Source organism: Roseobacter sp. MED193 (assembly GCF_000152965.1).
In the GTDB taxonomy this organism is placed as follows: Bacteria; Pseudomonadota; Alphaproteobacteria; order Rhodobacterales; family Rhodobacteraceae; genus Pseudophaeobacter.
Window position 1 is genome coordinate 1,939,363 of record NZ_CH902583.1, and the last position, 25,210, is coordinate 1,964,572.

At 57.3% G+C, this 25,210-nt stretch carries 21 protein-coding genes; 15 read left to right on the forward strand and 6 right to left on the reverse strand.

Annotated elements, in window-relative coordinates; translation table 11 throughout:
- The coding region (locus MED193_RS23090) for an Ig-like domain-containing protein (protein WP_009809933.1) at nucleotides 1-2,130 on the reverse strand (2,130 nt) is incomplete at its 3' end.
- Between the two features lie 391 nt (nucleotides 2,131-2,521).
- Here MED193_RS23090 and MED193_RS11680 point away from each other — a divergent pair.
- The 4 genes from MED193_RS11680 (at nucleotide 2,522) to MED193_RS11695 (ending at nucleotide 4,799) form a co-directional block, all read left to right on the forward strand.
- Nucleotides 2,522-3,034 (forward strand): phage tail protein, encoded by a 513-nt coding sequence (locus MED193_RS11680; RefSeq protein ID WP_039966140.1) that lies wholly within the window; start codon nucleotides 2,522-2,524, stop codon nucleotides 3,032-3,034.
- Between the two features lie 16 nt (nucleotides 3,035-3,050).
- Nucleotides 3,051-3,569, forward strand: coding sequence for a phage tail protein (locus MED193_RS11685; RefSeq protein WP_009809935.1), 519 nt, complete (start codon nucleotides 3,051-3,053; stop codon nucleotides 3,567-3,569).
- 12 nt (nucleotides 3,570-3,581) lie between these two features.
- Nucleotides 3,582-4,112, forward strand: a complete 531-nt coding sequence (locus MED193_RS11690; RefSeq protein ID WP_009809936.1) for a phage tail protein — start codon at nucleotides 3,582-3,584, stop codon at nucleotides 4,110-4,112.
- Between the two features lie 138 nt (nucleotides 4,113-4,250).
- The gene (locus tag MED193_RS11695; protein ID WP_009809937.1) at nucleotides 4,251-4,799 is read left to right on the forward strand and encodes a GNAT family N-acetyltransferase; all 549 of its coding nucleotides are present in this window, start codon (nucleotides 4,251-4,253) and stop codon (nucleotides 4,797-4,799) included.
- Here MED193_RS11695 and MED193_RS11700 read toward each other — a convergent pair.
- The gene (locus tag MED193_RS11700) at nucleotides 4,775-5,068 is read right to left on the reverse strand and encodes a hypothetical protein (protein WP_009809938.1); all 294 of its coding nucleotides are present in this window, start codon (nucleotides 5,066-5,068) and stop codon (nucleotides 4,775-4,777) included. The genes MED193_RS11695 and MED193_RS11700 overlap by 25 nt on opposite strands.
- A gap of 220 nt (nucleotides 5,069-5,288) precedes the next feature.
- On the opposite strand from MED193_RS11700, the gene MED193_RS11705 reads away from it, so the two are divergent.
- The 3 genes from MED193_RS11705 to MED193_RS11715 all read left to right on the forward strand — a co-directional run bounded on the left by MED193_RS11705 (nucleotide 5,289) and on the right by MED193_RS11715 (nucleotide 11,850).
- Nucleotides 5,289-6,839 (forward strand): hypothetical protein, encoded by a 1,551-nt coding sequence (locus MED193_RS11705; protein WP_009809939.1) that lies wholly within the window; start codon nucleotides 5,289-5,291, stop codon nucleotides 6,837-6,839.
- Nucleotides 6,840-7,111: 272 nt separating this feature from the next.
- On the forward strand, nucleotides 7,112-9,328 hold the full coding sequence (katG, locus tag MED193_RS11710) for a catalase/peroxidase HPI (protein WP_009809940.1): 2,217 nt from the start codon (nucleotides 7,112-7,114) through the stop codon (nucleotides 9,326-9,328).
- A gap of 350 nt (nucleotides 9,329-9,678) precedes the next feature.
- Entirely contained in the window at nucleotides 9,679-11,850 is a 2,172-nt protein-coding gene (locus MED193_RS11715; RefSeq protein ID WP_009809941.1) for a methyl-accepting chemotaxis protein, read from the forward strand.
- Nucleotides 11,851-11,937: 87 nt separating this feature from the next.
- On the opposite strand, the gene MED193_RS11720 is transcribed toward MED193_RS11715, so the two are convergent.
- On the reverse strand, nucleotides 11,938-13,266 hold the full coding sequence (locus tag MED193_RS11720; protein ID WP_009809942.1) for an aspartate aminotransferase family protein: 1,329 nt from the start codon (nucleotides 13,264-13,266) through the stop codon (nucleotides 11,938-11,940).
- 3 nt (nucleotides 13,267-13,269) lie between these two features.
- Nucleotides 13,270-14,046, reverse strand: a complete 777-nt coding sequence (locus MED193_RS11725; RefSeq protein ID WP_039966142.1) for a 3-keto-5-aminohexanoate cleavage protein — start codon at nucleotides 14,044-14,046, stop codon at nucleotides 13,270-13,272.
- 384 nt (nucleotides 14,047-14,430) lie between these two features.
- On the opposite strand from MED193_RS11725, the gene MED193_RS11730 reads away from it, so the two are divergent.
- The 3 genes from MED193_RS11730 to MED193_RS11740 all read left to right on the forward strand — a co-directional run bounded on the left by MED193_RS11730 (nucleotide 14,431) and on the right by MED193_RS11740 (nucleotide 17,059).
- Entirely contained in the window at nucleotides 14,431-15,828 is a 1,398-nt protein-coding gene (locus MED193_RS11730; RefSeq protein ID WP_009809944.1) for an aspartate aminotransferase family protein, read from the forward strand.
- Between the two features lie 139 nt (nucleotides 15,829-15,967).
- Nucleotides 15,968-16,357 carry a hypothetical protein gene (locus tag MED193_RS11735; RefSeq protein WP_039966145.1) on the forward strand — a complete coding sequence of 130 codons (390 nt, stop codon included), beginning with the start codon at nucleotides 15,968-15,970 and terminating at the stop codon, nucleotides 16,355-16,357.
- A 120-nt stretch (nucleotides 16,358-16,477) separates the two neighbouring features.
- Nucleotides 16,478-17,059: a GNAT family N-acetyltransferase gene (locus MED193_RS11740; RefSeq protein ID WP_009809947.1), complete on the forward strand. Its 582-nt coding sequence runs from the start codon at nucleotides 16,478-16,480 to the stop codon at nucleotides 17,057-17,059.
- Nucleotides 17,060-17,194: 135 nt separating this feature from the next.
- Here MED193_RS11740 and MED193_RS11745 read toward each other — a convergent pair whose 3' ends face one another.
- Nucleotides 17,195-18,241 (reverse strand): permease, encoded by a 1,047-nt coding sequence (locus MED193_RS11745; protein ID WP_039966147.1) that lies wholly within the window; start codon nucleotides 18,239-18,241, stop codon nucleotides 17,195-17,197.
- Nucleotides 18,234-18,545 carry a helix-turn-helix transcriptional regulator gene (locus MED193_RS11750; protein ID WP_009809949.1) on the reverse strand — a complete coding sequence of 104 codons (312 nt, stop codon included), beginning with the start codon at nucleotides 18,543-18,545 and terminating at the stop codon, nucleotides 18,234-18,236. Before MED193_RS11750 ends, MED193_RS11745 begins: the two co-directional genes overlap by 8 nt.
- 141 nt (nucleotides 18,546-18,686) lie before the next feature.
- Here MED193_RS11750 and MED193_RS11755 point away from each other — a divergent pair, with 141 nt between their 5' ends.
- From MED193_RS11755 to MED193_RS11775, 5 genes are all read left to right on the forward strand, one after another.
- A complete protein-coding gene (locus MED193_RS11755) occupies nucleotides 18,687-20,147 on the forward strand; it encodes a PLP-dependent aminotransferase family protein (protein WP_009809950.1) in 1,461 nt (486 codons plus the stop codon).
- A gap of 264 nt (nucleotides 20,148-20,411) precedes the next feature.
- Entirely contained in the window at nucleotides 20,412-22,184 is a 1,773-nt protein-coding gene (xsc, locus tag MED193_RS11760; RefSeq protein ID WP_009809951.1) for a sulfoacetaldehyde acetyltransferase, read from the forward strand.
- Between the two features lie 5 nt (nucleotides 22,185-22,189).
- On the forward strand, nucleotides 22,190-22,936 hold the full coding sequence (locus MED193_RS11765) for a TSUP family transporter (protein WP_009809952.1): 747 nt from the start codon (nucleotides 22,190-22,192) through the stop codon (nucleotides 22,934-22,936).
- Nucleotides 22,933-24,087, forward strand: a complete 1,155-nt coding sequence (locus tag MED193_RS11770; protein WP_009809953.1) for an acetate/propionate family kinase — start codon at nucleotides 22,933-22,935, stop codon at nucleotides 24,085-24,087. The genes MED193_RS11765 and MED193_RS11770 overlap by 4 nt, the downstream gene beginning before the upstream one ends.
- A gap of 76 nt (nucleotides 24,088-24,163) precedes the next feature.
- Nucleotides 24,164-25,171 (forward strand): YeiH family protein, encoded by a 1,008-nt coding sequence (locus MED193_RS11775; protein ID WP_009809954.1) that lies wholly within the window; start codon nucleotides 24,164-24,166, stop codon nucleotides 25,169-25,171.
- The last annotated feature ends 39 nt before the right edge of the window (nucleotides 25,172-25,210 follow it).

Genomic DNA, 25,210 nt, shown 5'->3' on the forward strand with positions numbered 1-25,210 from the left:
CCCCGTGGCGCTGGCCGTCACATTATAAGCCCCCGCCGTGGCATTCGCCGTCGCTGTCACCGAGGCCAGGCCAGAGCCATCCGTCACATCCGAACTCGCCGACAGCGCCGCTGAGGCCCCAGAGCCCGGTGCGGCAAAGTTCACCGTCACGCCGGACACAGGATTGCCCCCGGCATCCGTCACCAGCGCCACCAGCGCCGTGCCAAATGCGCTCGAGATCGCCGTGCTCTGCCCTGCGCCGGAACTCACCGCAAGCGTCGCCGCTGCCCCCGCCGTATTGGTCAGACCAAAACTTACATCGCTCAGCCCCGTGGCGCTGGCCGTCACATTATAGCCCCCCGCCGTGGCATTCGCCGTCGCTGTCACCGAGGCCAGGCCGGACCCATCCGTCACATCCGAACTCGCCGACAGACCGGCTGAGGCCCCAGAGCCCGGCGCGGCAAAGTTCACCGTCACGCCGGACACAGGATTGCCCCCGGCATCCGTCACCAGGGCCACCAGCGCCGTGCCAAAGCCGGTGGAGATCGCCGTGCTCTGCCCCGCGCCGGAACTCACCGCAAGCGTCGCCGCGGCCCCCGCCGTATTGGTCAGCCCAAAACTTACATCGCTCACCCCCGTGGCGCTGGCCGTCACAATATAAGCCCCCGCCGTCGCATTCGCCGTCGCTGTCACCGAGGCCAGGCCAGAGCCATCCGTCACATCCGAACTCGCCGACAGACCGGCTGAGGCCCCAGAGCCCGGTGCGGCAAAGTTCACCGTCACGCCGGACACAGGATTGCCCCCGGCATCCGTCACCAGCGCCACCAGCGCCGTGCCAAATGCGCTCGAGATCGCCGTGCTCTGCCCTGCGCCGGAACTCACCGCAAGCGTCGCCGCTGCCCCCGCCGTATTGGTCAGACCAAAACTTACATCGCTCAGCCCCGTGGCGCTGGCCGTCACATTATAGCCCCCCGCCGTGGCATTCGCCGTCGCTGTCACCGAGGCCAGGCCGGACCCATCCGTCACATCCGAACTCGCCGACAGACCGGCTGAGGCCCCAGAGCCCGGCGCGGCAAAGTTAACCGTCACGCCGGACACAGGATTGCCCCCGGCATCCGTCACCAGCGCCACCAGCGCCGTGCCAAAACCGGTGGAGATCGTCGTGCTCTGCCCCGCGCCGGAACTCACCGCAAGCGTCGCCGCGGCCCCCGCCGTATTGGTCAGCCCAAAACTTACATCGCTCACCCCCGTGGCGCTGGCCGTCACATTATAAGCCCCCGCCGTGGCATTCGCCGTCGCTGTCACCGAGGCCAGGCCAGAGCCATCCGTCACATCCGAACTCGCCGACAGACCGGCTGAGGCCCCAGAGCCCGGTGCGGCAAAGTTCACCGTCACGCCGGACACAGGATTGCCCCCGGCATCCGTCACCAGCGCCACCAGCGCCGTGCCAAATGCGCTCGAGATCGCCGTGCTCTGCCCTGCGCCGGAACTCACCGCAAGCGTCGCCGCGGCCCCCGCCGTATTGGTCAGACCAAAGGTCTGATCGGAAATACCCGCGCTGGAAGCCGTTACGTTGTAGCCTCCTGCGGTGCTATTGGCGGTAAAGGTCGAAGAGGTTGCAACGCCAGATCCATCCGTCGTGACGGTTTCAGAAGCACCACCGCCACCAAAGGTACCGCTTGCACCCGATCCTGGGGCTGTGAAGGTGACAGAAACGCCAGAGACCGGGTTGTTACTTGCGTCTTCGACAGTGACAGACAGAGCGGTGCTGAAGGCCGTCGAAATTGTAGCGCTTTGGCCGCCGCCGCTGGGCGAGGAAAAGGCCGCTGGAGGCCCAACCGCACCATTTACCGCACCGCTGCCACCAGAGAATGTGTAGGTAAAGTTGATTGACGTACCGCCTATAGACCCCGTCACCGTACATCCGGCAGAACAATTTACGGTCTGAAGTTGGCCGGTACTGGTCAAGACAGACCCGCCATTGACCTGGAAAGAGAGATCCCGCGTATCGTCTAGGTTTTCATCCTGAATTTCAAAGTTCGTGGAACCAGAACCGTTGGCAGCCTGAATGAAGATAAAATCCTCGTTCCCGGAGGTTCCGCCTGGAAAGGCCCCCCCTGTGTCAAAACAGTTGTCATCGGTCATGTTCATGGCGATTTGGTTTGGTGAAGACACCGAAGGGCAATCAGTAAAGGCCGCCTGAGCTGATCTCGGAGAGACAAACAAAAGAATCAAAGCGACAAATATGAATGCGGGGAGGAAAATCCGTCCACCCAGAGAAGCCCATTTGTAATTTTTCATTTTATTCAATAGCCTACCCTAGGATTACATGAGGAACCCAGGGTTGCATATCTCCCCAGACAACCTGTATTTGAAAATTTTTTTCAATTTTGGATTGCGCAAAAATTGTAAAAATGCAAGCTTTTCAGCACTTACGCACATTAACTTATCATTAACCTTTGGATCCTGTTGCCTTTTCTCTGCAACGTGATCAGACCCAATTCGTCAGCATAGTCCCCACGTCGGGATATTGGAGGTTTGAGTGTCAGAACCCTTTCTTGCCGAAGTGAGAATGGTGGGATTTAATTTCCCCCCTCGGGGATGGGCCTTTTGCGATGGCCAAATTCTACCCATCAATCAAAATCAATCTTTATACTCTCTTTTGGGTACGATCTATGGGGGTGATGGGCGCACGTCGTTCGCCCTGCCAGATCTGCGTGGTCGCACGCCAATTCATGTGGGAGAAGGGCATACGCTGGGTCAGAAAAGTGGAGCGGAGACTGTCACCCTGACGGCGGCAGAGATCGCAGCACACAGCCACGCAGCGCAGGCAATATCGACCCAGGGCAACAACGCCTCGCCACAGGGAAGACTACTGGCGGCCGAAGCGGACCCGGAGATGGCCTACCGCGATCCGGAAGCCGGTAGCATGACCGCGCTGCGCAGCGGTACGATCGCCAATGCAGGCGGGGGACAGGCGCACAACAATATGCAACCCTACCTTGTTGTTGATTTCTGTATCGCGCTTCAAGGGCTTTTCCCTTCACGCAATTAACCTCGGAGGACATTGAATGTCGGAACCTTTTGTTGGCGAGATTCGCATGTTCGCGGGTAATTTTGCGCCTCGCGGATGGGCTTTTTGTGATGGCCAGTTGTTGGCAGTTTCTCAAAATGACGCGCTTTTTTCACTTCTTGGCACCATCTATGGCGGCGATGGTCGAACCACATTTGGCCTACCTGATTTACGAGGACGCATACCGCTCCATGCGGGCTCTGGCCCGGGGTTGAGCCCCCGTCGGCTTGGGGCCAAGGCAGGTTCAGAAAAAGAAACTCTGACAGTCAATCAATTGGCCAGCCATTCGCATGATTTTAATGCAAACACCGCAGCTGCCACGACAAAGAACCCACAGGGTAAAGTTGTCTCTCAAGGCGTTGGCGTTAGCTATTTTCTGGCGGAAAATCAAAACACCAGTATGGCCTCAAACATGATCACCAACACAGGGGGGTCCCGCAGCCACACGAACCTGATGCCCACACTTTGTGTCAATTTCATAATCGCGCTGTTTGGAATTTACCCAAGCCGTCATTAGGAGGTTTATTAGATGTCAGAACCGTTTATTGCAGAAATTCGCATTTTTGCCGGGAACTTTGCGCCGCGCAGCTGGGCCTTTTGCGATGGGCAGTTGTTGCCTGTCTCACAGAACACCGCGCTTTTCTCCCTCATTGGAACCACCTATGGGGGAGATGGGCGTTCAACAACCGCTCTACCTAATCTACAGGGTCGTGCTCCGATGCATCCTGGGCGTGGACCAGGCCTAACAGCGCGGCGACTGGGCGAGCGCGTAGGGGTTGAAAATGTCTCCTTGTCGGAGGCTCAAATTCCGTCCCATAATCACACTGCGCGCGCAACCACGACGCAAGGCGCTGTGAACCAGGGGCCAACAAACACGACCGCGCTGGCCAGAAGTCGGCTGGGTGACGCGTTGTACAACTCCGGTACCGCCAATATTGTTGACTTGGCAAGTGAAGCCGTCAGCACAACCGGCGGCAGCCAAGCGCATACTAACGTGCAGCCCTTTTTGACCATGAACTTTATCATAGCGTTACAGGGGCTCTATCCTTCTCGCGGCTAGCCTGTTGATCGATCTATCTGTTTGTCCAAACGGCGCTGCCATCTGGCGGCGCCTGCTGCCAAATGCGGTTGGCGTTGCATCCTCTCCCACAGGCTGGTGCCCCTCGACCGCAGCTATGTCCGAATATGAGGCGCATTTATGACCGCACTGCCCCAGCTGCACCATTCTACCCAGCACCACATCGGTTTTCGTAAGATCACAGAACAAGATATGGGGTTTCTCGCTCAGCTCTATCGCTCAACCCGTGAAGCAGAACTGGACCGCGTCAGCTGGAGCGAGGCCGAAAAACAAGCCTTTTGCGAGATGCAGTTTGACGCTCAGCACAGCCATTATCAAAAACACTATACCGATGCGCTTTGGCTCGTGATCGAACAAGTCGGCAAGCCCATCGGTCGGCTCTACCTTGAACGGTGGCCAAAGGAACATCGGATTATTGATATCGCCCTCATACCAGAGGCGCGCGGCCAGGGAATTGGGGCCGCATTGCTACAGGATCTGCAAAGAGGCGCAGCCGCTGATGATTCACGGGGTATTGGCATTCATGTGGAGAAGGCCAATCCGGCTATGACACTTTATCGTCGGCTTGGGTTTACCACCGTTGAGGAAAAAGGCGTCTATGACCTGCTATATTGGAGCCCACAAAGCGCGACGCATTCAACGCATCAGGTAAAAACCGCTTCATACTGAAGCCCTACATCTTTTTCTGCCACGGGCACCAGAAAGATCTCTTGCTCGCCGATTATCGGGTGAGAAATTCTGTGAATTTCCTGCGACAGGATCGGGGTCGCTGGCCCCTGCCACAACAGGGAAAACGCCCCACCGTCACGCTCTCCCGAGCCGAGTTTTTTCACTTCGATCAATTTCAAAGTGATCGGCTCAGAGACCGAGATGACCACAAACTCTTGATCTTGGAATTCATCAAATTGGTCGGCGGTGGCAGTGGTCAAATCAAACATTTTCTCAAACTCTCGCAGATTGAATCTCTGTCACTTTAGCCCCAATCACTCCCTTTCCAAGTGTTTCTTTTGCCAAAACTCGCCTTTGATCTGTACGCCGCCAAAAACAAAGAGATCCTTCACGCTCGCACCCCCTCCTGACTGCAAAATCACGCTGCCTTCACAGCCCTGTCTTAGAGTGTTCCGAAAAACACCTGATTGGTGACACCGGGAGAAAGATATGGCTGACCTGCACACAGCTGACAAAGTTGAAAAAAGCGCTTTTTCTGAGGATTTGGATCAGGGTCTGAAAAAGGCCTATCTGGCCTTTGGAAACCGGTCCAACTTTCGCGGTATCGATATAGGGTTTCGCTGGCGACGCGGGCAGCGCACCGATGAAATCTGCCTACGCATGCATGTTCAACGCAAGTTGCCCATCGATGCCTTGCTGCCTTCACAGGTCCTGCCCAGCCATGTCGCCGGCATAGCGCTTGACGTCATCGAGGCCGCTTATCAGCCTTCGCTGGAGCCCGGCGCCTCGCGTCAGGCAGCCACCCCGCAACCCTATACCATGGGTGGGCTTTGCTGTGGCCGATCAGGGGAAGGCGCAGGCACAATTGGCCTGGTTGTCATTGACAGGACCACCGGGAAACCGGGCATTCTGTCAAATTGGCATGTTTTGGCCGGACCAAGAGCCCGCCGCAATGATCCTATCATGCAACTGGGAGAGCGTAACGATGAATTCGACCCTCGCAATCACATTGCCAATTTGAAACGCTGGATGTTGGAGCGGAGCGGAGACGCTGCTCTGGCTGAATTATTGCCTGACCAGCCTTGGCTACCGCTGCAGTTTGGTGGCTTTGAATGCATCACCAAGACCCGCGCCGCCAATTTGGGGGAAATCCTCAACAAGAACTCGCAAGCCTCCAATTCTGCCCAGGCAAAAGTAGACGGTAAGGGGCTCTATCGTCTGCAATATGAAACCCGCCCGGGCATGATGGATTGTCGCGATATCGAAGGAATAAACCTAGTCTATGAGGCAGATATCCCTGTTGAAGGTGGAAAGGTCTCCTCCGCCGGCGACAGCGGTTCAGCTTGGGTTTCCGCCACATCCGGTGAGGCCGTTGCGTTACAGATTGGCGGCCAGATCGCCTCTGCCACAGGGCCTAATCGCACGGGCCAGAGCGTCATTGCGAACGAAATGGCACCAATACTGGAAAAGTTAGAACTGCGACTGGCGAATTTTGAGGATCTTCTGGCACAAAATGGCCAAAGCGCTGTTCTCACCAGACGCCAAAAATCTTGTGCTGCCTTGTCCTATGATTCCGCAGAAACAATGCCTTCGCCGCTCTGGCCACATCCACGTCATTGGGCAGATGCCGCTGCACCTCGCCCCCACCAAATCCCCCGCCCAGAACGTAATGAAAGAAATGCCTCCGACGCACAGATTGTTCCTTTGGTCCGTATTTTGCCAAATGGGCGCCTTCCGGAATGGGGGAGTCAGGGAACCGCTTCACGCCAATTCAATATTTGCCACGACATATGGCAAAATCGGCTCTACCCGGCCCTGTTGGACTATGATCCTAATTTTCGTGGGGTTTTCCTGGAAGAAGCGATTACCCAGCGCATTTCGGCGATGGATGACCGGAACATCCATACTTTTTTTTCCCGGCTTATCAACGGATCAGCCCGGTTTGACGGAATAGGGTTGAAACAGGTTCGGCCGGATGATTTTCGTGGCGCAACCATGTACATGCAAATCTGTGAACGCATATCATCACTAACCAGCTGAAAATAATCTTTTATTTAGCCTTTCACAACGGGCTTTCTACCTTGTCGGCGGCGCGCTGAACCTGTCCACAAAGCAGCGCGTACTGCTTTTTTTATGGCGTTTTGGACTTCCGAGATGAGTCATAGTTTTTTCCTATCAGCAACATACAAAACTGCGATTTCAATTTATCATCCAGCCTTGTTAGGCTTGGCTCATAACTGAAGGGAAGCATCGAATCCTATGCTCCTCCCCTCTCACCAGCGCACAAGAAATAAGCCAGATCGGAGATCAAAATGGACGGAAACGACGCCCCCAAAACAGGTGGATGCCCGGTGATGCACAGCGGCGCCAAAAGCGCCTCATCCGGTGTCAGGTCGAACCAGGACTGGTGGCCCAACCAGCTAAACTTGAAAATTCTGCATCAGAACTCCGAAAAGTCGGATCCTATGGCCCCTGGCTTCAACTATGCTGACGCTTTCAAATCGCTTGACCTGAAAGCATTGAAACAGGATCTCGTGGCCTTAATGACAGATAGTCAGGATTGGTGGCCCGCAGATTATGGCCACTACGGCGGCTTGTTCATTCGTATGGCCTGGCACAGTGCCGGCACCTATCGCACCTCAGACGGTCGTGGTGGCAGCGGCACTGGCCAACAACGTTTTGCGCCGCTCAACAGTTGGCCAGACAACGGCAACCTCGATAAGGCCCGCCGCCTGCTCTGGCCGATCAAGCAAAAATACGGCAACCAGATCAGCTGGGCCGATCTGATGATCCTTGCGGGCAATTGCGCCATTGAAAGCATGGGCGGAAAGACCTTTGGCTTCGCCGGAGGCCGAGCCGATGTCTGGGAACCCGAAGAAGACGTCTATTGGGGCCGTGAGGACGAATGGCTGGCGGATAGTTCCGCAAAAGAAAGCCGCTATTCCGGCGAGCGCGATCTGGAAAACCCATTGGCCGCCGTACAAATGGGCCTGATCTATGTAAATCCAGAAGGCCCGGACGGGGAGCCCGATGCCCTGGCCTCGGGTCGTGATATCCGGGAAACCTTTGCCCGCATGTCGATGAACGATGAGGAAACCGTGGCGCTGGTTGCTGGCGGCCATACCTTTGGGAAGGCCCATGGCGCCGGGGATCCGGCCCTGGTTGGCCCCGAACCAGAGGCCGCACCGATCGAGGCCATGGGCCTGGGCTGGATCAACAGCCATGGCACCGGCAAAGGCGACGATACCACCACCAGCGGCATCGAAGGTGCATGGACCGCCAACCCGACCCAATGGGACAACGGCTATTTCGACCTGCTGTTCGGCTATGACTGGAACCTGACCAAATCACCCTCGGGCGCGTGGATCTGGGAGCCGGTCAATGTGCGCGAAGAAGACATGGCCCCCGCAGCGCATGACGCCAGCAAGAAGGTCAAGACCATGATGACCACGGCTGACATGGCGATGCGCATGGATCCGATCTATGGTCCGATCTCCAAACGCTTCCATGAAAACCCCGAAGAGCTGGCCGATGCCTTTGCCCGCGCCTGGTTCAAACTCACCCACCGCGATATGGGGCCACGTGCGCTCTATCTCGGTGAGGAAGTCCCCGCAGAAGAGCTGATCTGGCAGGATTGTGTGCCCGCCGTTGATCACGCGCTGGTCAATGACGCGGATATCGCGGCCCTCAAGGCCCAAATCCTGGCCTCTGGCCTCTCAGTTGCTGAGCTGGTTTCCACGGCCTGGGCCTCCGCCTCTACGTTCCGGGGATCCGACAAGCGCGGCGGTGCCAATGGGGCCCGTATCCAACTCAGCCCGCAGAAAGACTGGGACGTGAACCAACCCGCCCAACTGGCCGGGGTCCTGGAAAAGCTCGAAGCGATCCGCAGCGCCTTCAACGCTGGATCCGGTGAGAGCCAGATCTCAATGGCGGATCTGATCGTTTTGGCAGGCTCAGTTGCGGTAGAGCTGGCGGCAAAAGAGGCAGGTCAGGATATCGACGTGCCATTTACACCAGGTCGCGCCGATGCAACGCAGGAGCAGACAGACGTTGACAGCTTTGCTGTATTGGAACCTGAAGCGGACGGTTTCCGGAACTATCAGAAGAAACAGTATACAATCTCTCCCGAAGAGATGCTGCTGGATAAGGCCCAGCTGTTGACACTGACCGCACCGGAAATGACCGTTCTGATCGGTGGGTTGCGAGTCTTGGGCGCAAATCACGGTGGTTCTGCCATGGGCGTGTTCACTTCCGACCCTGGTAGCCTGAGCACCGACTTCTTCGTCAATCTGCTGGACATGGGGACCCAGTGGGAACCACAGGGAGATGGCAGCTATGCCGGAACTGATCGTGCCAGCGGAGCCGCAAAATGGACCGCAAGCCGTGTAGATCTGGTCTTTGGCTCCAATTCGCAGCTGCGCGCCATCGCAGAGACCTATGCGCAGGATGATGCGAAGGCACGGTTCGCACAGGACTTTGCAACAGCTTGGGTCAAAGTAATGAATGCAGACCGCTTTGATATGACATAGCCGATGCGCCAAAGTCACAGGAATTCCATGTGACACATCTCGGAGGCCCGTCAGTTTTGCCGGGCCTCCGAGAATATAGATACAATTTGAGACACCGGTTTGCTGCACAAATATTCCGCATAGTGAAATTTTACGCGCGCAAAAGCAACTTTAGGCAGAAAGTCACAACTAAAGCGCTACAAATGTGACTTTCAGAAGTATCATTATGAGAATTACTGTTGACTGATAACAGCTTACAGCCCTCTAGCGACTTTGCCTTGAAGCGCTTGTTGGGAGGCCGAACTACGCCTTTTTAACCTTCTCAAGTCTAAATGCACTCTCAACAGGTTCTGAATGACGAGTGCAATACCATGAAAGTCTCAGTAAATTTCATCTTCCTCTTTATCATCCTCATGGCTGGCGCCGTCATGTTTGGTCTTGCTGGGATCTCCTACTACACCCACGAAGTTCGCGATGAGTTGGAAGAGGATGTTCTCGTAATCGAGCATATATACCAATCTCTGGACAAGATGGAGATCGAGTTCCTCATGGCGCGGCGCTTTGAAAAAGATTTTCTGCTGCGAATGGATCCCAAATACATTGATCACCACGCCAGCGCGATGCAGCATCTTTACGATACAGAACACATGCTCGAAGAAGAAATGCCGCTGCTTGACAGCATGCGGGATCAAATCGAGCCTCTGCGCGCGCTGATGGCAGCGGCGAAATCCTATGACCAAAGCTTTGCAACCCTGGTCGACAGCCACAACACCCTGGGTCTCGATGAAAAATCCGGTCTGCAGGGTGCACTGCGCTCGGCGGTTCACGGGATCGAAGAACGCCTGTCCGAGATGGGGAACGCTGAAATGACGGTCAAAATGCTGATGATGCGTCGGCATGAAAAAGACTTCATTATGCGCAAAAATACCAAATATCTGGACCGGTTGAACGCCCGCGTAGACGAGTTCCTGGCCTTCCCGGACAGCTATTACAACAGTGCAGACCAGCGCAGCGAAGTTGAATCTCTGTTGCAGACTTATCAGACTGCCTTTGCCTCTTATGTAAAGGTGAGCATGGAGGAAACGGCCCTGCGCAGGGATCTATCGGCCCGGTATTCAGAAGCTGAGCCAATCCTGGTCGACATTCACAAAGCTGCCGCAGCGCGTCTCGCCGATATTGTTGAGGCCACACATGTCGCCAGTGCCGATGCAAAGTACTACTCCTTGCTCACCAGCGCCATCGGCACTGCCGTCTTCCTGGTGCTTGCCTTCCTACTGGCACGCAGCATCGCGCGCCCCTTGAGCAAACTGGAGTCAGTTCTGCAGGGCATCGTAGATCATGATTTTGCCGAAGAGCCGCCAAAATCCCGCCTGGGCGAAATCGCCTCAATCAGCAGCGCGGTGGCTGTCTTCCGCCAGGGAGAGATGAAGAAGGACCAACTCACTCAGGACATCTCGGAGGTAATTTCTGCCTGCGCAGAGGGCGATTTCAGCCGCCGGATCGCCACAGATGACTCCGACGGCACCTTTGCCGAATTGGGCAAAGGCGTGAATTCCATTGGTGAGGTTGCGCAGAAAGGTCTTGGCGATGTGCTCTCGGCGCTTGCCGCACTAAGCCAAGGCGATCTAACCAAAAGCATGCCAGAAGGGCAAAAGGGGATCTTTAAGGAGATTTCCGATGCCACCGAGAACCTGAACCACAGCCTCGGCGGCATGGTTGCACAGCTGACCAACAGCAGTGATATGCTAAAGAACACCTCCAACGAAATAGCTGCCGCAGCAGATGATGCCTCTCAGCGTAGCGAACGCACATCCGCATCCATTGTAGAAACCGCAGGAACCCTGCAAACTCTGGCCGAAACTGTAAAAGACACCGCGGAAAACTCGCAGCAGGCCCGCACGATTGTCACCAGCGCACAAGAGCGTGCCCGTACCACGCAGGAGATTGCTCAGCAAACCAACCAGGCCATGAAGCGGATCGAAGCCTCCTCTGGGGCGATCGCGAAGATCATCAGCATGATCGAAGACGTTGCCTTCCAGACCAGCCTCCTGGCCCTGAACGCCGGAGTCGAAGCCGCCCGTGCGGGGGAAGCCGGGCGGGGCTTTGCCGTTGTCGCCTCCGAGGTGCGTTCTCTTGCCCATCGTTCTGCGGAAGCTGCGCAAGAAATCAATGACCTTATCTCCACCAGCGAGAAAGAAGTTGCCGATGGAGTCAAACTGGTGGGGCAGACCGGTTCGTCACTGGAGGAAATTCTCACCATGGTCGAAGAAGTGGTCGAAAAGGTGAATGAGATCGCTGATAACACCGTAGAGCAATCTAAGAGCATTGCTCAGGTCAATAGCAGGGTGGATGCGCTGGACAGCGATGCGCAGCAAAACGCCGCAATGCTGGAAGAAACTGCAGCCTCGGGTCAAATGCTGCGGGATGAGGCCAACAATTTGGTTCAGATCGTTTCGAATTTTGAACTGCCCACCGACAGTCCAACGGCCGAAGAGTTTGTCGAGGCAGATGCCGTGTTCGACGGGGAAACCTGGGCTGCATAACCCGTCCTCTGTGCTAGCCAGCTCGCAGGATCGCGCACCATGTGCGCGATCCTTTTCTTTGCTAACCCACTGCTTTTCGCAACAACATCACGCCGAGTGCAAAGCGGAGGATATAGCAAGATCCAACTTGTCGACAACTTCGCCAATTTGGGTTTGCGTCATGATGAAGGGGGGCGCCAGTAGGATATGATCGCCCAGGCGACCATCGCGCGTTCCTGACATCGGATAGCAAATCAACCCGGCCTCAAAAGCGGCGCGCTTCACCTTGGCTGCCATGCCATCGCTGGGGTCAAACGGGGCTTTTTTCACCCGATCCGCAACCAATTCGATGCCACGAAATAAGCCTCGCCCGCGAATATCGCCGATATTTGGGTGCTCGCCAAACCGGTCTATCAGGGCAGCCTGTAGCTGTTCCCCGCGCGTGCGACACTGCGAAATCAGATCGCGCTCTCGCATTTGCGTTACTACGGCTAACCCGGCGGCGGTGGCGACGGGATGACCAATATAGGTGTGGCCATGCTGGAAAAATCCGCTCCCCCCGGCGATGGCGTCATAGATCTGCCCACTGCAGAGCATGGCGCCGATGGGCTGATAGCCGGCCCCCAGGCCTTTGGCGATACAGAGGATATCAGGTGCGACCCCCTCCGCTTCACAGGCAAACAGATGTCCCGTGCGCCCCATGCCACACATGACCTCATCCAGGATCAAGAGAACCCCGTATTTATCGCAGATCTCACGGATGCGCTTGAAATACCCCGGCACCGCAGGCACCGCGCCACAGGTGGCCCCAACAACCGGCTCGGCCATAAACGCCATGACCGTTTCCGGCCCCAATCGCAGGATTTCCTCTTCCAGTTCATTGGCGACACGCTGACCATAGTCATAGGCGCTCTCGCCCCCCTCGCGCTCGGCATATTCATAGCAAGGCGCAATATGCGACATCCCGATCAACAGCGGATCAAACTGCTGCCTGCGCCAAGCATTGCCGCCCGCCGCCAGGGCACCCAAGGTGTTGCCATGGTAGCTCTGCCGCCGCGCGATAAGGTGGCGACGCTCTGGCGCGCCGCGTTCCAGATGATACTGTCGCGCCAGCTTGATGGCCGCCTCTGTGGCTTCGGAGCCGCCAGAGACAAAATAGACCCGGTCCAATCCCTTCGGTGCCTGTTCGATCAGCAGATCCGCCAGCGCCTCAGCTGGTTCAGAGGTCATAAACCCAGTATGGGCAAAGGCCAGCTTTCCGACCTGTTCCTGCACGGCCGCGATGACCGCCGCGTCTGAGTGCCCCAGGCAAGACACCGCCGCACCTCCGGAGCCGTCAAAGTAGCGCTTGCCCTCTGAATCGATCAGATAGCAGCCATCGCCCCCAACCGCTGTTGGGAGCTTAGCCTTGGTATGGCGTGGAAAAACATGGCTCATGGATCAGGTCCTTTTTAGGGTATGGCCAGCCAGTGAGGCAGCCTTGACCAGCGCCGCGACAGAAGCGGCATTATCTTTCAACACTCTGCCCTCTGGGGTCTCGAGGTTATTCTCAAACCCTACGCGGACATGGCCGCCTGCTTGGATCGCCGCCAGCAGGCAGGCGCGCTCGTCTCGGCCAAAGGCACAAAGGCTCCAACTAAGTTCCAGCGCCTGAGCGGCCGACACAAATTCTACCAGCCCCTCGGCCCGGCCCGGTGTCGCAGGCGCGTATTGCCCCAGCACAAAAATCACATCCCGCATCGCCGCAGGGACAACGCCAGCGACATACCAGGACGTGAGTTGGGCAATACAGGCCGGTGAATACAGAATATGCTGAACCTGCGTTCCTGCCTCAGCGCTCAGCGCATAGGCGCGCGCTGCGATCTCAGGCGCCCTGGCCATTTCACGAATTGCAATCGATGCCGCCGCTGGGCGCAAGGCTTCCAAACAGGCCAGCTGCGCTTCTGGGCTATAGATCCCGGCGCTTTCGGTGGTGATCTGAATGCCCATACCGGGTGCAGCGGTGCGTATCGCGGCCATGGCTTCGCGGTAGCGCCCGGCATCAAGGGAATGCCCACCCGTCCCATCGCGGACATGCAGATGTAGGCTACTGGCCCCCGCCGCCTGGCATTGCCGCGCAGTCTGTGCCAATTCCTGTGGCGTTATCGGGAGCATGGGATGATCCCTTTGTTGCCGCCGTGCCCCATTGGGCGCCACTGTTACCTGATAATCTGCCACATCTGACCTCGTGCACTGTCTTGACCTAAACACTGGGTGGCGCGCAAAGCGATCTCAAGATGGTGAATTCAGAACATTTGTTCTTTTACTTATGATTCACCGCAATGTGATCCAGGCGGGCATTTCTGGTCATCAAACTACGCCGCCGCTATTGGCCGCTGCGATTACCCGGACCTGCAGCGCCAGAGGAAAGTTTCTTTTTTACCATATGGTTAAAATTTAATGGGGAGGTTCCACTGGGAAATACGTCGAAACTGGATGCAAAACACGCCACCAACTGGCCCTAGAGTATCCGCCCGTTTTGGCGTTTCGTCACAGTAGAACGACTCCGGCTGACAGGCAGCTGGCAGACACCCCACTCTTACTTTTATGGAAGGACATGTCATGGACGGCACGTTCAACGAAAACGATCTCAGCCGGGTAGTTGCGGCTGACAAGGCCCATGTCTGGCACCACCTGATTCAGCACAAACCCTTTGAAGAAAATGATCCCCGCATCATCGTCGAAGGCAAGGGCATGCGGGTCTGGGACCAGAACGGCAAGGAATTCCTTGATGCTGTGTCCGGCGGTGTCTGGACCGTCAACGTTGGCTATGGCCGCGAAGACATCTGCAAGGCCGTCTATAACCAGATGATGAAGCTGTGCTATTTCGCCCAGTCTGCAGGCTCGATCCCCGGCGCACTCTTTGCCGAAAAACTGATCGAAAAAATGCCCGGCATGAGCCGCGTCTACTACAACAACTCTGGCTCCGAGGCGAACGAGAAAGCCTTTAAGATGGTGCGCCAGATCGCGCACAAAAAATACGGCGGTAAGAAAACTAAGATCCTGTACCGCGACCGCGACTATCATGGCTCCACCCTGGCGGCGATGTCCGCTGGTGGCCAGGATGAACGCAACGCCCAGTATGGTCCCTTTGCACCTGATTTTATCCGCGTGCCGCATTGCATGGAATACCGCAAGCACGAGCTGGGTCTTGAGCATCTGTCGGGCCGTGAGTTCGGCATCGCGGCCGCCAATGCGATTGAGGAGGTGATCCTGCGCGAAGGTCCCGAAACTGTTGGCGCCCTCTGCCTAGAGCCCGTGACCGCAGGCGGTGGTGTTATTGAGGCCCCCGAAGGCTATTGGGAGCGCGTGCAGGAAATCTGCACCCAGTATGACATCCTGCTGCACATCGACGAGGTGGTCTGTGGCGTTGGCCGCACCGGCACCTGGTTTGGCTATCAGCACTATGGCATCAAGCCTGACTTCGTGACCATGGCCAAAGGCGTTGCCTCGGGCTATGCCGCCATCGCCGTGTTGGTCACAACTGAGGAGGTCTTTGACATGTTCAAAGACGATGCCTCTGATCCGATGAACTACTTCCGCGACATCTCCACCTTTGGTGGCTGCACCGCCGGCCCGGCTGCGGCGCTGGAAAACATGCGCATCATCGAAGAAGAAGGCCTGTTGGACAACTGCACCGCCATGGGCGAGCGGATGATGAACAACCTCAAGGCGCTGCAGGAAAAGCACGCCGTGATTGGCGATGTGCGCGGCAAGGGGCTGTTCCTTGGTGCCGAGCTGGTCTCGGATCGCGAAACCAAAGAGCCGGTGGACGAAAAGCTCGCCCAGCAGGTTGTGGCCGATTGTGGCGCCCAGGGGGTTATCATCGGTGTCACCAACCGCTCGGTTCCCGGCAAAAACAACACGCTCTGCTTCAGCCCAGCGCTGATCGCCACGGCCGATGACATCGACGCCATCACCGATGCGGTCGACAAGGCGCTGACCAAAGTCTTTGGCTAAGCCACCCGAGCCTTAGTCAAGTTAGGAACGCCCCGGTTTTTCCGGGGCGTTTTTCATTTCAACCCAAAGCAGAAAACCCACCTTGAAAAGCAGCCCTACCTTCTCCATTTAGGATTCAGGAAGTTTTTTAAGGATTGCGATGTTTTCCTTTCTGGTGCGCATACTCGGCCAATACAGGGCAGAAGTGCTGCGGTACTATGTCAGAGAATATGCAAGTCTTAGCATTGCAGGTATTCTCGGGATTGCCGGGATGACCGCATTGGTACTGTGGTTTGATCCGGAAAAATACGTCCACGACGGTTATAATGTGGTTGGCGTAACCGGCATATTCCACGATGCAGGTGTTAAGTATAGCAGAGTTATCGTTGGCGTTGTCCTCCCCGATGGAAGCCGTCGCAATTTGATAGCAGTTCATGGCTCAACCTATGGATCTATTTCTGACCGCGCCTGTGTTGAACGCAGACGTTCAGAAGCCAGCGAATATTTCCGCTACAGGTTGGTCCCAGCCCAAAAGTGCAAGGACTGGTAACATCCGCGCTGATCGGGGCGTCTCAATTGGATTGATCATTTGTAGCAAAAGTGGCTCTTTTCATCTGACCGGTCTTTCCTCAGTCTGCCCCAAACACCGCCTCGACTAAGGAATTTTCCCATGTGGGCCCACCCCGTCACACTCTCCGGCCAACAGGTCACGCTTGCACCTCTTTCGCAAAGCCATGCTGCCGATCTCGCCGTGGCAAGCGCCGATGGCAATCTCTCGGCTCTATGGTACACAATGGTCCCGACGCCAGAGGAGGTCCCTGCAGAGATTGACCGGCGACTCGCGCTGCAAGAGGCCGGCAGCATGGTGCCCTTTGCCATTCTGGACAGCGCGGGCCGCGCCGTTGGAATGACAACCTATATGAATATCGACCACATAAATCAGCGCCTGGAGATCGGCTCAACCTGGTACCGCAAATCCGTGCAACGCACCGGGCTGAACACCGAATGCAAACTGCTGATGCTGCGCCATGCCTTTGAAGATCTCAATGCGATCGCGGTGGAGTTCCGCACCCATGTGATCAACCATCAAAGCCGTCGCGCCATCGAACGAGTCGGAGCCAAGCTTGATGGCATCCTGCGGGCCCATATGAAGATGGCCAATGGCACCATTCGCGACACCGCAGTCTATTCGATCATCGCCCCAGAATGGCCCACCGTGCAGGCCCATCTGACTCACCAGCTGACCCGCTAAAGTGGCAAATCTGGCCCCTTCCGCTGGCCCTAAGCGTCACAGCGCCGCGCATCAGCGCGGCGCCGGGCCCAACGGGAGGCAGGCATTCTTTGAATGACAACTCCGGGCGGGAGCCCCGCCCGAAGCCCCTTACGCTCAGACCAATTGAAACAGGATGCCCGAAACAATTGCACCGCTGACCCCAAGCCCCAGATAGGTGGCAAAGACCCGCGGCTTGACCAGTGACCAGACCGCCGCCATCGCCGGGATAGAGCTCACAGCCCCCGCCACCATAAAGGCCATTGCGGCGCCTGCCGTCATCCCCTGCTCCATCAGTCCCGCCAACAAAGGTGGTGCCACATAGGAGTTCAGATAGGCTGGCATGCCAACCAAAGCCGCGACGGCAATCGGCAGGACCCCTTCGCCACCAACCGCCTGGGCGATCAGGTCTGCGGGCACATAATTCACCAGGATGGCTTCCAGCACATAGGCCAGGGCCAACCACTTCAGCAGGAACAACCCATTGCTGACAAATTCCTCACGAAATTTCAGCCGACGCGCAGACTCCTGCCAGAATTTCCAATGCGGCTTATCATCCAGTTTTGGCCCCGCACTGCAGCAGCTCGAGCAACTCTGCGCCTGTTTCAACGGATTGGCAAAGGCACCCTGCCCCATCAGGGCTTTGACAAAGAAACCGCCAAACAGCCCCAGAGACACAGCAATCACCGCCTTGCCAATGGCAAAGTCCCAGCCCAGTGCCCCTGCGGTAATCAGCAAAGTCGGCGGATCTATCAGGGGTGAAGCCAGCCAAAAGGCCATGACAGCCGACAGCGGCGCGCCCAGCGCCAACAGCCCAGCAATGAATGGAATCACCTCGCAGGAGCAAAAGGGCGCCAATCCGCCAAAAATTGCCGCAAGGAAGATCATCCGGGTTTCACGCCCCACAAAGGCCCGCGCCACCATGGTTTCGGCGCCGGTGGCCTTGAGATAGGCCAGTAGCAGAACCGCAAAGAGGATGTATTGCCCGGTATGGGCCAGAGCCCCAGCAGCAAAGTAAATCACCGCCCGCAAATTGCCCGGATCCAGTATGGCCACGGCAATCAGGATCAGAACGCTTAGTGTCCAGGGGGTCTTGAGCCAGGCAAGAGACACACCAGAGGCCTTGGGCGCCGGGCCCGATGAGTTTTGAGAAAGATCAGCCATCATTTGCCGCCTTTTTTGTAACGTCAGCACAACATTCACTGAGGATGAAACCAGCCAGTTGCTCCAGCTGATCAAAATTGGCCCGGTTGAGGATGCTGCGCCCCGCGCGTTCCTGTTCGATGACCTCGGCTCCGCTGAGGAACTTGAGGTGATGCGCCAGGGTCGAGGGCGCGATGCCCGTGCGCTCCTGAATCTCGCTCACTGTCAGCCCTTCTTGGCCAGCCCGGATCAGGCAGCGCAGCACCTGCAGGCGTGCCTCTGATCCCATTGCGGCAAAGCCCTGTGCCGCTTCTTCCCACTGCATTGTGAAACCCCAATTGATTCGATAAAACTAGTTATATGGTTATTAAAGCCTCTCTGCAAGCCTCAATTATGCCGCCAAAACCCTTCACAGTGTCGTAAGTCCAGATTGCACCGGGTTTATGTCCACCCTAAGGTGCCTGGCATGGCTATATCTGTTGACACATTCTTCCTGAACCCAGACGCACAGGGCACCCTGCAGGCGCAGATCCAGGAAATGATTGCCGAAGGCATCCTCTCGGGACGCTTTCTCGTTGGTGAGAAACTGCCCTCTTCACGCAAACTGGCGTTACACCTGGGCATTAGCCGCATCACTGTAACCCTGGCCTATACCGAGTTACTGGCAAATGACTACCTGACCTCGCGCGGCCGTTCCGGATACTATGTGTCAGAAAATGCGCCAGTGCCGCCGAGCTACACCCCGCCGGTTCAATCAGAGGAAGCCGTGGACTGGGGGCATATGCTGGTGCGCACCTTCACCGGTGGCGACACACCGCGCAAAGCCCGCGATTGGCGCAGCTATCGCTACCCTTTTATTTACGGGCAGGCCGACCCATCCCTGTTTGATCATGCCAACTGGCGGCTCTGTTCCCTGCGGGCCCTGGGACAAAAGGATTTTGCCGCCCTAACGGATGACTATTTCGACCAGGATGATCCGCTGCTGATCGAATATATCGCCCGCCATACTCTGCCCCGGCGCGGCGTCATTGCGCGCCCCGAACAAATCCTGATCACCCTTGGTGCCCAGAACGCGCTCTGGCTCGCGGGTCAGTTGTTGCTGAACCGGGGACGCAAGGCCACCATCGAGGATCCCACCTATTACACCCTGCGCGACCAGTTGCACCACGTCAGGTGTCAGGTCGAGTGTATACCCGTGGATAAGGACGGCTTGCCGCCTCAGGAAATCTCGGACGACACAGATGTGATTTTCTGCACCCCAAGCCACCAAAGCCCAACCACCGCGACCATGCCCATGGCACGTCGCCGCGAACTGTTGCAACGGGCCCATGATATTGACGCGGTCATTGTCGAAGACGACTATGAATTTGAGATGTCTTTCATGACCGCTCCCTCGCCCGCGCTGAAATCGCTCGATAGCGACGGTCGGGTCATCTATGTCGGCAGTTTTTCCAAATCGCTGTTCCCGGGCCTACGGCTGGGCTACATGGTTGGCTCCGAAGCCTTTATTCGCCAGGCCCGTGCCCTGCGTGCCAATGTGCTGCGTCACCCTCCCGGGCATGTGCAGCGCACCGTCGCCTATTTTCTGTCGCTGGGCCACTATGACGCCCAGATCCGCCGGACGGCCAAGGTTCTGCAGGACCGCCGCCATGTCATCGAAGAGGCCATTACCGCCCATGACCTCACCGTCTCGGGTGCCGGGGTCTATGGCGGGTCATCCCTGTGGATGCATGCGCCGGAAGGCGTCGACATGGCAGAGGTTGCGGAACGGCTCAAACCCGACAGCGTCATTGTTGAACCCGGGGCTCCGTTCTTTTCGGCCCAGAATCGGCAACATAACTACTTCCGGCTCGGATATTCTTCCATCTCGGCCAACCGCATCGCGCCGGGTATGGAACTATTGGCGAAGGCGCTCAAAAAGAGGTAATCGGCCCAGCCGCCCCACGGGGCAGAGAGCAATTTCAGCAATTAATGAGATATTTCATCTCAATAATTTTCAACAAACCACATCAAGACAACATGCGACCCCTTGAAGGGATTAGAAAATTTCGCTCTTGGATCGAGAGCGTCGATGTTTGGATCTATCCGCGTTTGGAACTGGCCCTATCTGACACGGCTCCGTCTGCCTAAACCGGTGTTAATCCCCGGCGACTGATCGGGGCTCTATGCGTCTCACTTAGGAGCACCCGCCATGAAAATGACCACCGAGGAAGCCTTTGTAAAAACCCTGCAAATGCACGGTATCCAGCATGCATTTGGGATTATTGGTTCGGCCATGATGCCGATCTCTGACATCTTCCCCAAAGCTGGTATTACCTTCTGGGACTGCGCCCACGAAGGATCCGGCGGCATGATGGCAGACGGCTATACCCGCGCCACTGGCAAAATGTCGATGATGATTGCCCAAAACGGTCCCGGCATCACAAACTTTGTCACCGCCGTGAAAACCGCCTATTGGAATCACACGCCGCTCTTGTTGGTGACGCCACAGGCCGCCAATAAGACCATCGGCCAGGGTGGTTTCCAGGAAATGGAACAGATGCGCATGTTTGCCGACTGCGTCTGCTACCAAGAAGAGGTGCGCGATCCCTCTCGCGTGGCCGAGGTCCTGAACCGTGTGATCATGCAGGCCAAACGTGCCTCTGCCCCAGCCCAGTTGAACATCCCACGCGATATGTGGACCCAGGTCGTTGACATCACCCTGCCTCAGATCGTGGAATTCGAACGTCCCGGCGGCGGCGAAGCTTCGCTGCAGGAGGCTGCCGACCTGCTGTCGAAGGCCAAGTTCCCAGTGATCTTGAACGGTGCCGGCGTGGTTCTGGCCGGTGGTATCGAAGCCTCCAAGGAACTTGCTGAGCGTCTGGGTGCACCCGTCTGTGTCGGCTACCAACACAATGACGCCTTCCCCGGCTCGCACCCACTCTTTGCCGGTCCGCTAGGCTACAACGGCTCCAAGGCCGGTATGGAATTGATCGCCAAGGCCGATGTGGTCCTTGCCCTGGGCACCCGGCTGAACCCGTTTTCAACCCTTCCTGGCTATGGCATCGACTACTGGCCGGTGGATGCAAAAATCATCCAGGTCGATATTAACCCCGACCGCATCGGCCTGACAAAGAAGGTCAGTGTTGGTATCGTTGGCGACGCCAAGAAAGTCGCAACCTCGATCCTCGAAAAACTCTCTGACACTGCCGGGGATGAAGGTCGTGATGATCGCATGAACCTGATCTCCACTGCAAAATCCACCTGGGCACAGCAGCTCTCCTCGATGGATCACGAAGATGACGATCCAGGCACCACCTGGAACGAGCGCGCCCGTGCCGACAAGCCAGAGTGGATGAGCCCCCGCATGGCCTGGCGTGCCATCCAGGCGGCCCTGCCGAAAGAGGCAATCATTTCCTCTGATATTGGCAACAACTGTGCCATCGGCAACGCCTACCCATCCTTCGATGAAAGCCGCAAGTATCTTGCCCCCGGCCTGTTTGGCCCCTGTGGTTATGGCCTGCCAGCCGTTGTTGGCGCCAAAATCGGCTGCCCTGACGTCCCGGTAGTTGGCTTTTCCGGCGATGGCGCCTTTGGCATTGCCGTGACCGAACTCACCGCAATTGGCCGCGGCGAGTGGCCCGCCGTGACACAGGTGGTCTTCCGCAACTACCAGTGGGGCGCGGAAAAGCGCAATTCGACCCTCTGGTTTGACGACAACTTTGTAGGTACCGAACTGGACCAACAGGTGTCTTACGCAGGCATCGCCAATGCCTGTGGTCTGAAAGGCGTCGTTGCCCGCACCATGGATGAATTGACCGCTGCGCTCGCGCAGTCGGTTGAAGACCAAAAGAACGGGATCACCACTCTCATTGAGGCCATGATCAACCAGGAACTGGGGGAGCCGTTCCGTCGCGACGCGATGAAAAAGCCCGTCGAGGTGGCCGGTATCGATCCTGCAGACATGCGCGAACAGCAGGTCTGAAACTGATGGAGCTGCCCTTTGATCTGACAGCAGGCCAAGGGGCATATCTGGCCGCCGCATTGTTTGCGGCGGCCTATGTTCGCGGCTACTCCGGCTTTGGGTTTTCCGCGATTTTTATCATTCTTGCGGCACTGACCACCAATCCGCTGCCACTGATCCCGGTGATTTTCTCCTGCGAAATCGCCATGACGCTATTTCAGGCGCGTGGCATTCGGGCCCATGTAGACTGGTCCCGAATGCGTCCTTTGCTGGTTGGCGCCGCGATTGCAACTATCCCCTCTGTGACTGTCATGGCGCATCTCGGGGAGGCTCAGGCACGTCTGGCGATCTCTGCCGTCATTCTAGGCCTCAGCCTCATTCTGCTCAGTGGCTGGCAGTTGCGTCGTGAGATTGGCTTTGGCGGCAATCTATCGGTTGGCCTTCTCTCTGGCATGGTCAACAGCGCCGGAGTTGGAGGCCTGCCTGCGGCGGCTTTTCTGACAGCGCAACCTCTGGCCCCGGCGGTGTTTCGTGCCACAATGATTGTATTTCTCACCGGAATTGATCTGATGGCCCTGCCCGTCATGCATGCCAATGGTCTGACCGGGACAGAGACCCTCATGGGGGTTCTGCTGGCCTTCCCCATTTTGGGGGTCGGCATCTGGGCCGGGGGACTGCGGTTTTCATCAGCCTCTCAGGCGCAGTTTCGCCGGGCAATCGTAATCTTGCTAACCCTGTTTTCCGTTCTCAACATCCTGAAGGTGGCGCTATGACTCACCCAGCCGACATTCTGGTGCTGAATACAGGCTCTTCTTCAGTGAAATTTGCGGTCTTCGACGCCCAGCTGCAAGAGCAGATGAGCGGCGTAGCTGAGGGCATAGGTGGCCGTGGTCACCTACGTGTCGGAGCCGAAAAAGAAGCCTTGGAGCTGCCCACCCACGGTCGGGCTCTCGCGGCCATCCTAGAGCGTCTAACCAAGGCGCGCGCGGGAGCAGACAGCCTACGCGCAGTGGCCCACCGGGTGGTCCATGGAGGCACCTCGCTCACCACTCCCTCCCGTGTCACCTCCGCGGTACGGGCCGAAATCCAAGCCTGCGTACCCCTGGCCCCGCTTCACAACCCCCATGCGCTATCGGCGATTGACGCTCTGGAACAATTGGCGCCGGATCTGCCGCAATACGCCAGTTTTGACACCGCCTTCCATGCCGACGCCCCCGAAGTGGCGCGTCGCTACGCTCTGCCGCCCCGGGCCGAAGCCCTGGGCCTGCGTCGCTATGGGTTCCATGGCCTCTCCTACGCCTCTATCTGCCGCTGCCTGCCAAAAGTATCTGGCGCTCTGCTGCCATCGCGTCTGCTTGCCTTTCACTTGGGCAACGGGGCCTCAATTTGCGCCATCAAAGACGGACGATCGGTCGCCACCACCATGGGGTATTCCCCCTTGGAAGGGCTGACCATGGGCACCCGTGTGGGCACCCTTGACCCCAATGCCACTCTCAGGCTTGTCGAGGAAATCGGCCTTACAGAGACCAAGGCGCTGCTAAACAACCGCTCCGGCCTTGCGGGCCTGTCGGGTGGGCTGTCGGATATGCGCGCCCTGGAAAAAGCAGACACGCCCGAGGCTCAGTTTGCCATCGCGCATTTCTGCTACTGGGCCATCCGGCACGGACACAGCATGATTGGAGCCATGGGCGGCTGCGACGCAATTGTCTTTACCGGCGGCATTGGCGAAAACGCCCGCAACATTCGCGCCCGCATCATGGAAGGGTTTGGCTGGCTTGGCTGTGACATCGATCCTGGGAAGAATGCCCGAAACGCGCCCAGCCTGACTCTCCCTGGCGCTGCGACGGTGGCCTGGATCGTTGCAGCAGAAGAAGAGCGTGAGATCGCTATGAATGCCAGCGCCCTGATGGAGGTGGGCGCATGAGACCGTCACTGCTGCAGCAATGCGGCTCAAGCCGAAGAGACCTGCCGTGACCGACACGAGCCTCCGCAACCGTTCCATGCAGATGGCACAGACCCTGCGCGGCCATGCAAAGGAACTGTTTCCTGGTGTTGCAGTGGCGCTGATTGTCGCTGTTACCGCGCAGTTCCTGGCAGAGCATTACGCCACCCCCGCCATGTTGCTGGCCTTGCTGCTCGGCATCGCTGTCAGCTTTCTTGGTGAAGAAGGCAAAACTGTTGCTGGCATTGCCTTTTCTGCGCGCGCACTGCTGCGTCTGGGAATTGCCTTTCTGGGCGTACGGGTCTCAATGATGCTGATGGTGGGCCTGGGCTGGGATCTGATCGCCTTGGTGGTTGGAGGCGTGATCGCCACCATTGGCTTTGGCCTGCTGGTGGCGCGGTTCTTTGGCCACAAATGGCGCTTTGCCCTGCTCACAGCCGGATCTGTCGCGATCTGCGGGGCTTCGGCCGCCATGGCAATCAGCGCCATACTGCCCCGCGATGACCGCTCCGAAGAGCGACTAATCTTTACCGTGATGGGAGTCACCGTACTCTCCACCGTTGCCATGATTGCTTATCCTATCTTGGTGAAATTTCTTGATCTGGACTCGGTTCAGGCAGGCGTTTTCCTTGGTGGGACCATCCATGATGTGGCCCAGGTTGTTGGCGCAGGCTTTTCCATCTCAGAACAAACTGGCGATACGGCCACCCTGGTCAAACTGATGCGCGTCGCCATGCTGGCACCCATCGTCTTGATGGCCTCTCTGATGATCCGTTCCTTTGCTGAGCTGCCGACAGATGGCACCCGTCCGCCGCTGTTGCCCGGCTTTGTTGTTGCCTTTTTGGGTTTGGCGCTGCTCAATTCCTTTGGGTTTATCCCGGCAGTAATCAGCGACACGCTCAGCCAGGTTTCACGGTGGCTCTTGCTGACGGCCATTGCCGCCGTCGGCATGAAGACAAATCTGAAACAGGTGCTGGCCGTCGGAGGCGCTGCCATCGCCCTCATAATCGTAGAAACACTGTTCATTGCCGGGCTTATCCTGGCAGGGATCACGATCCTTACCTGATACCCAAAGAGGGGCCAGGCAAACAAAGACAAGGGAGGC

Coding starts and splice junctions, on each gene's coding strand:
- MED193_RS11685 (WP_009809935.1), top strand. CDS start 3,051: ATGTCGGAACCTTTTGTTGGCGAGATTCGCATGTTCGCGGGTAATTTT.
- MED193_RS11690 (WP_009809936.1), top strand. CDS start 3,582: ATGTCAGAACCGTTTATTGCAGAAATTCGCATTTTTGCCGGGAACTTT.
- MED193_RS11695 (WP_009809937.1), top strand. CDS start 4,251: ATGACCGCACTGCCCCAGCTGCACCATTCTACCCAGCACCACATCGGT.
- MED193_RS11700 (WP_009809938.1), bottom strand. CDS start 5,068: ATGTTTGATTTGACCACTGCCACCGCCGACCAATTTGATGAATTCCAA.
- MED193_RS11705 (WP_009809939.1), top strand. CDS start 5,289: ATGGCTGACCTGCACACAGCTGACAAAGTTGAAAAAAGCGCTTTTTCT.
- katG (WP_009809940.1), top strand. CDS start 7,112: ATGGACGGAAACGACGCCCCCAAAACAGGTGGATGCCCGGTGATGCAC.
- MED193_RS11715 (WP_009809941.1), top strand. CDS start 9,679: ATGAAAGTCTCAGTAAATTTCATCTTCCTCTTTATCATCCTCATGGCT.
- MED193_RS11720 (WP_009809942.1), bottom strand. CDS start 13,266: ATGAGCCATGTTTTTCCACGCCATACCAAGGCTAAGCTCCCAACAGCG.
- MED193_RS11730 (WP_009809944.1), top strand. CDS start 14,431: ATGGACGGCACGTTCAACGAAAACGATCTCAGCCGGGTAGTTGCGGCT.
- MED193_RS11735 (WP_039966145.1), top strand. CDS start 15,968: ATGTTTTCCTTTCTGGTGCGCATACTCGGCCAATACAGGGCAGAAGTG.
- MED193_RS11740 (WP_009809947.1), top strand. CDS start 16,478: ATGTGGGCCCACCCCGTCACACTCTCCGGCCAACAGGTCACGCTTGCA.
- MED193_RS11745 (WP_039966147.1), bottom strand. CDS start 18,241: ATGGCTGATCTTTCTCAAAACTCATCGGGCCCGGCGCCCAAGGCCTCT.
- MED193_RS11750 (WP_009809949.1), bottom strand. CDS start 18,545: ATGCAGTGGGAAGAAGCGGCACAGGGCTTTGCCGCAATGGGATCAGAG.
- MED193_RS11755 (WP_009809950.1), top strand. CDS start 18,687: ATGGCTATATCTGTTGACACATTCTTCCTGAACCCAGACGCACAGGGC.
- xsc (WP_009809951.1), top strand. CDS start 20,412: ATGAAAATGACCACCGAGGAAGCCTTTGTAAAAACCCTGCAAATGCAC.
- MED193_RS11765 (WP_009809952.1), top strand. CDS start 22,190: ATGGAGCTGCCCTTTGATCTGACAGCAGGCCAAGGGGCATATCTGGCC.
- MED193_RS11770 (WP_009809953.1), top strand. CDS start 22,933: ATGACTCACCCAGCCGACATTCTGGTGCTGAATACAGGCTCTTCTTCA.
- MED193_RS11775 (WP_009809954.1), top strand. CDS start 24,164: ATGCAGATGGCACAGACCCTGCGCGGCCATGCAAAGGAACTGTTTCCT.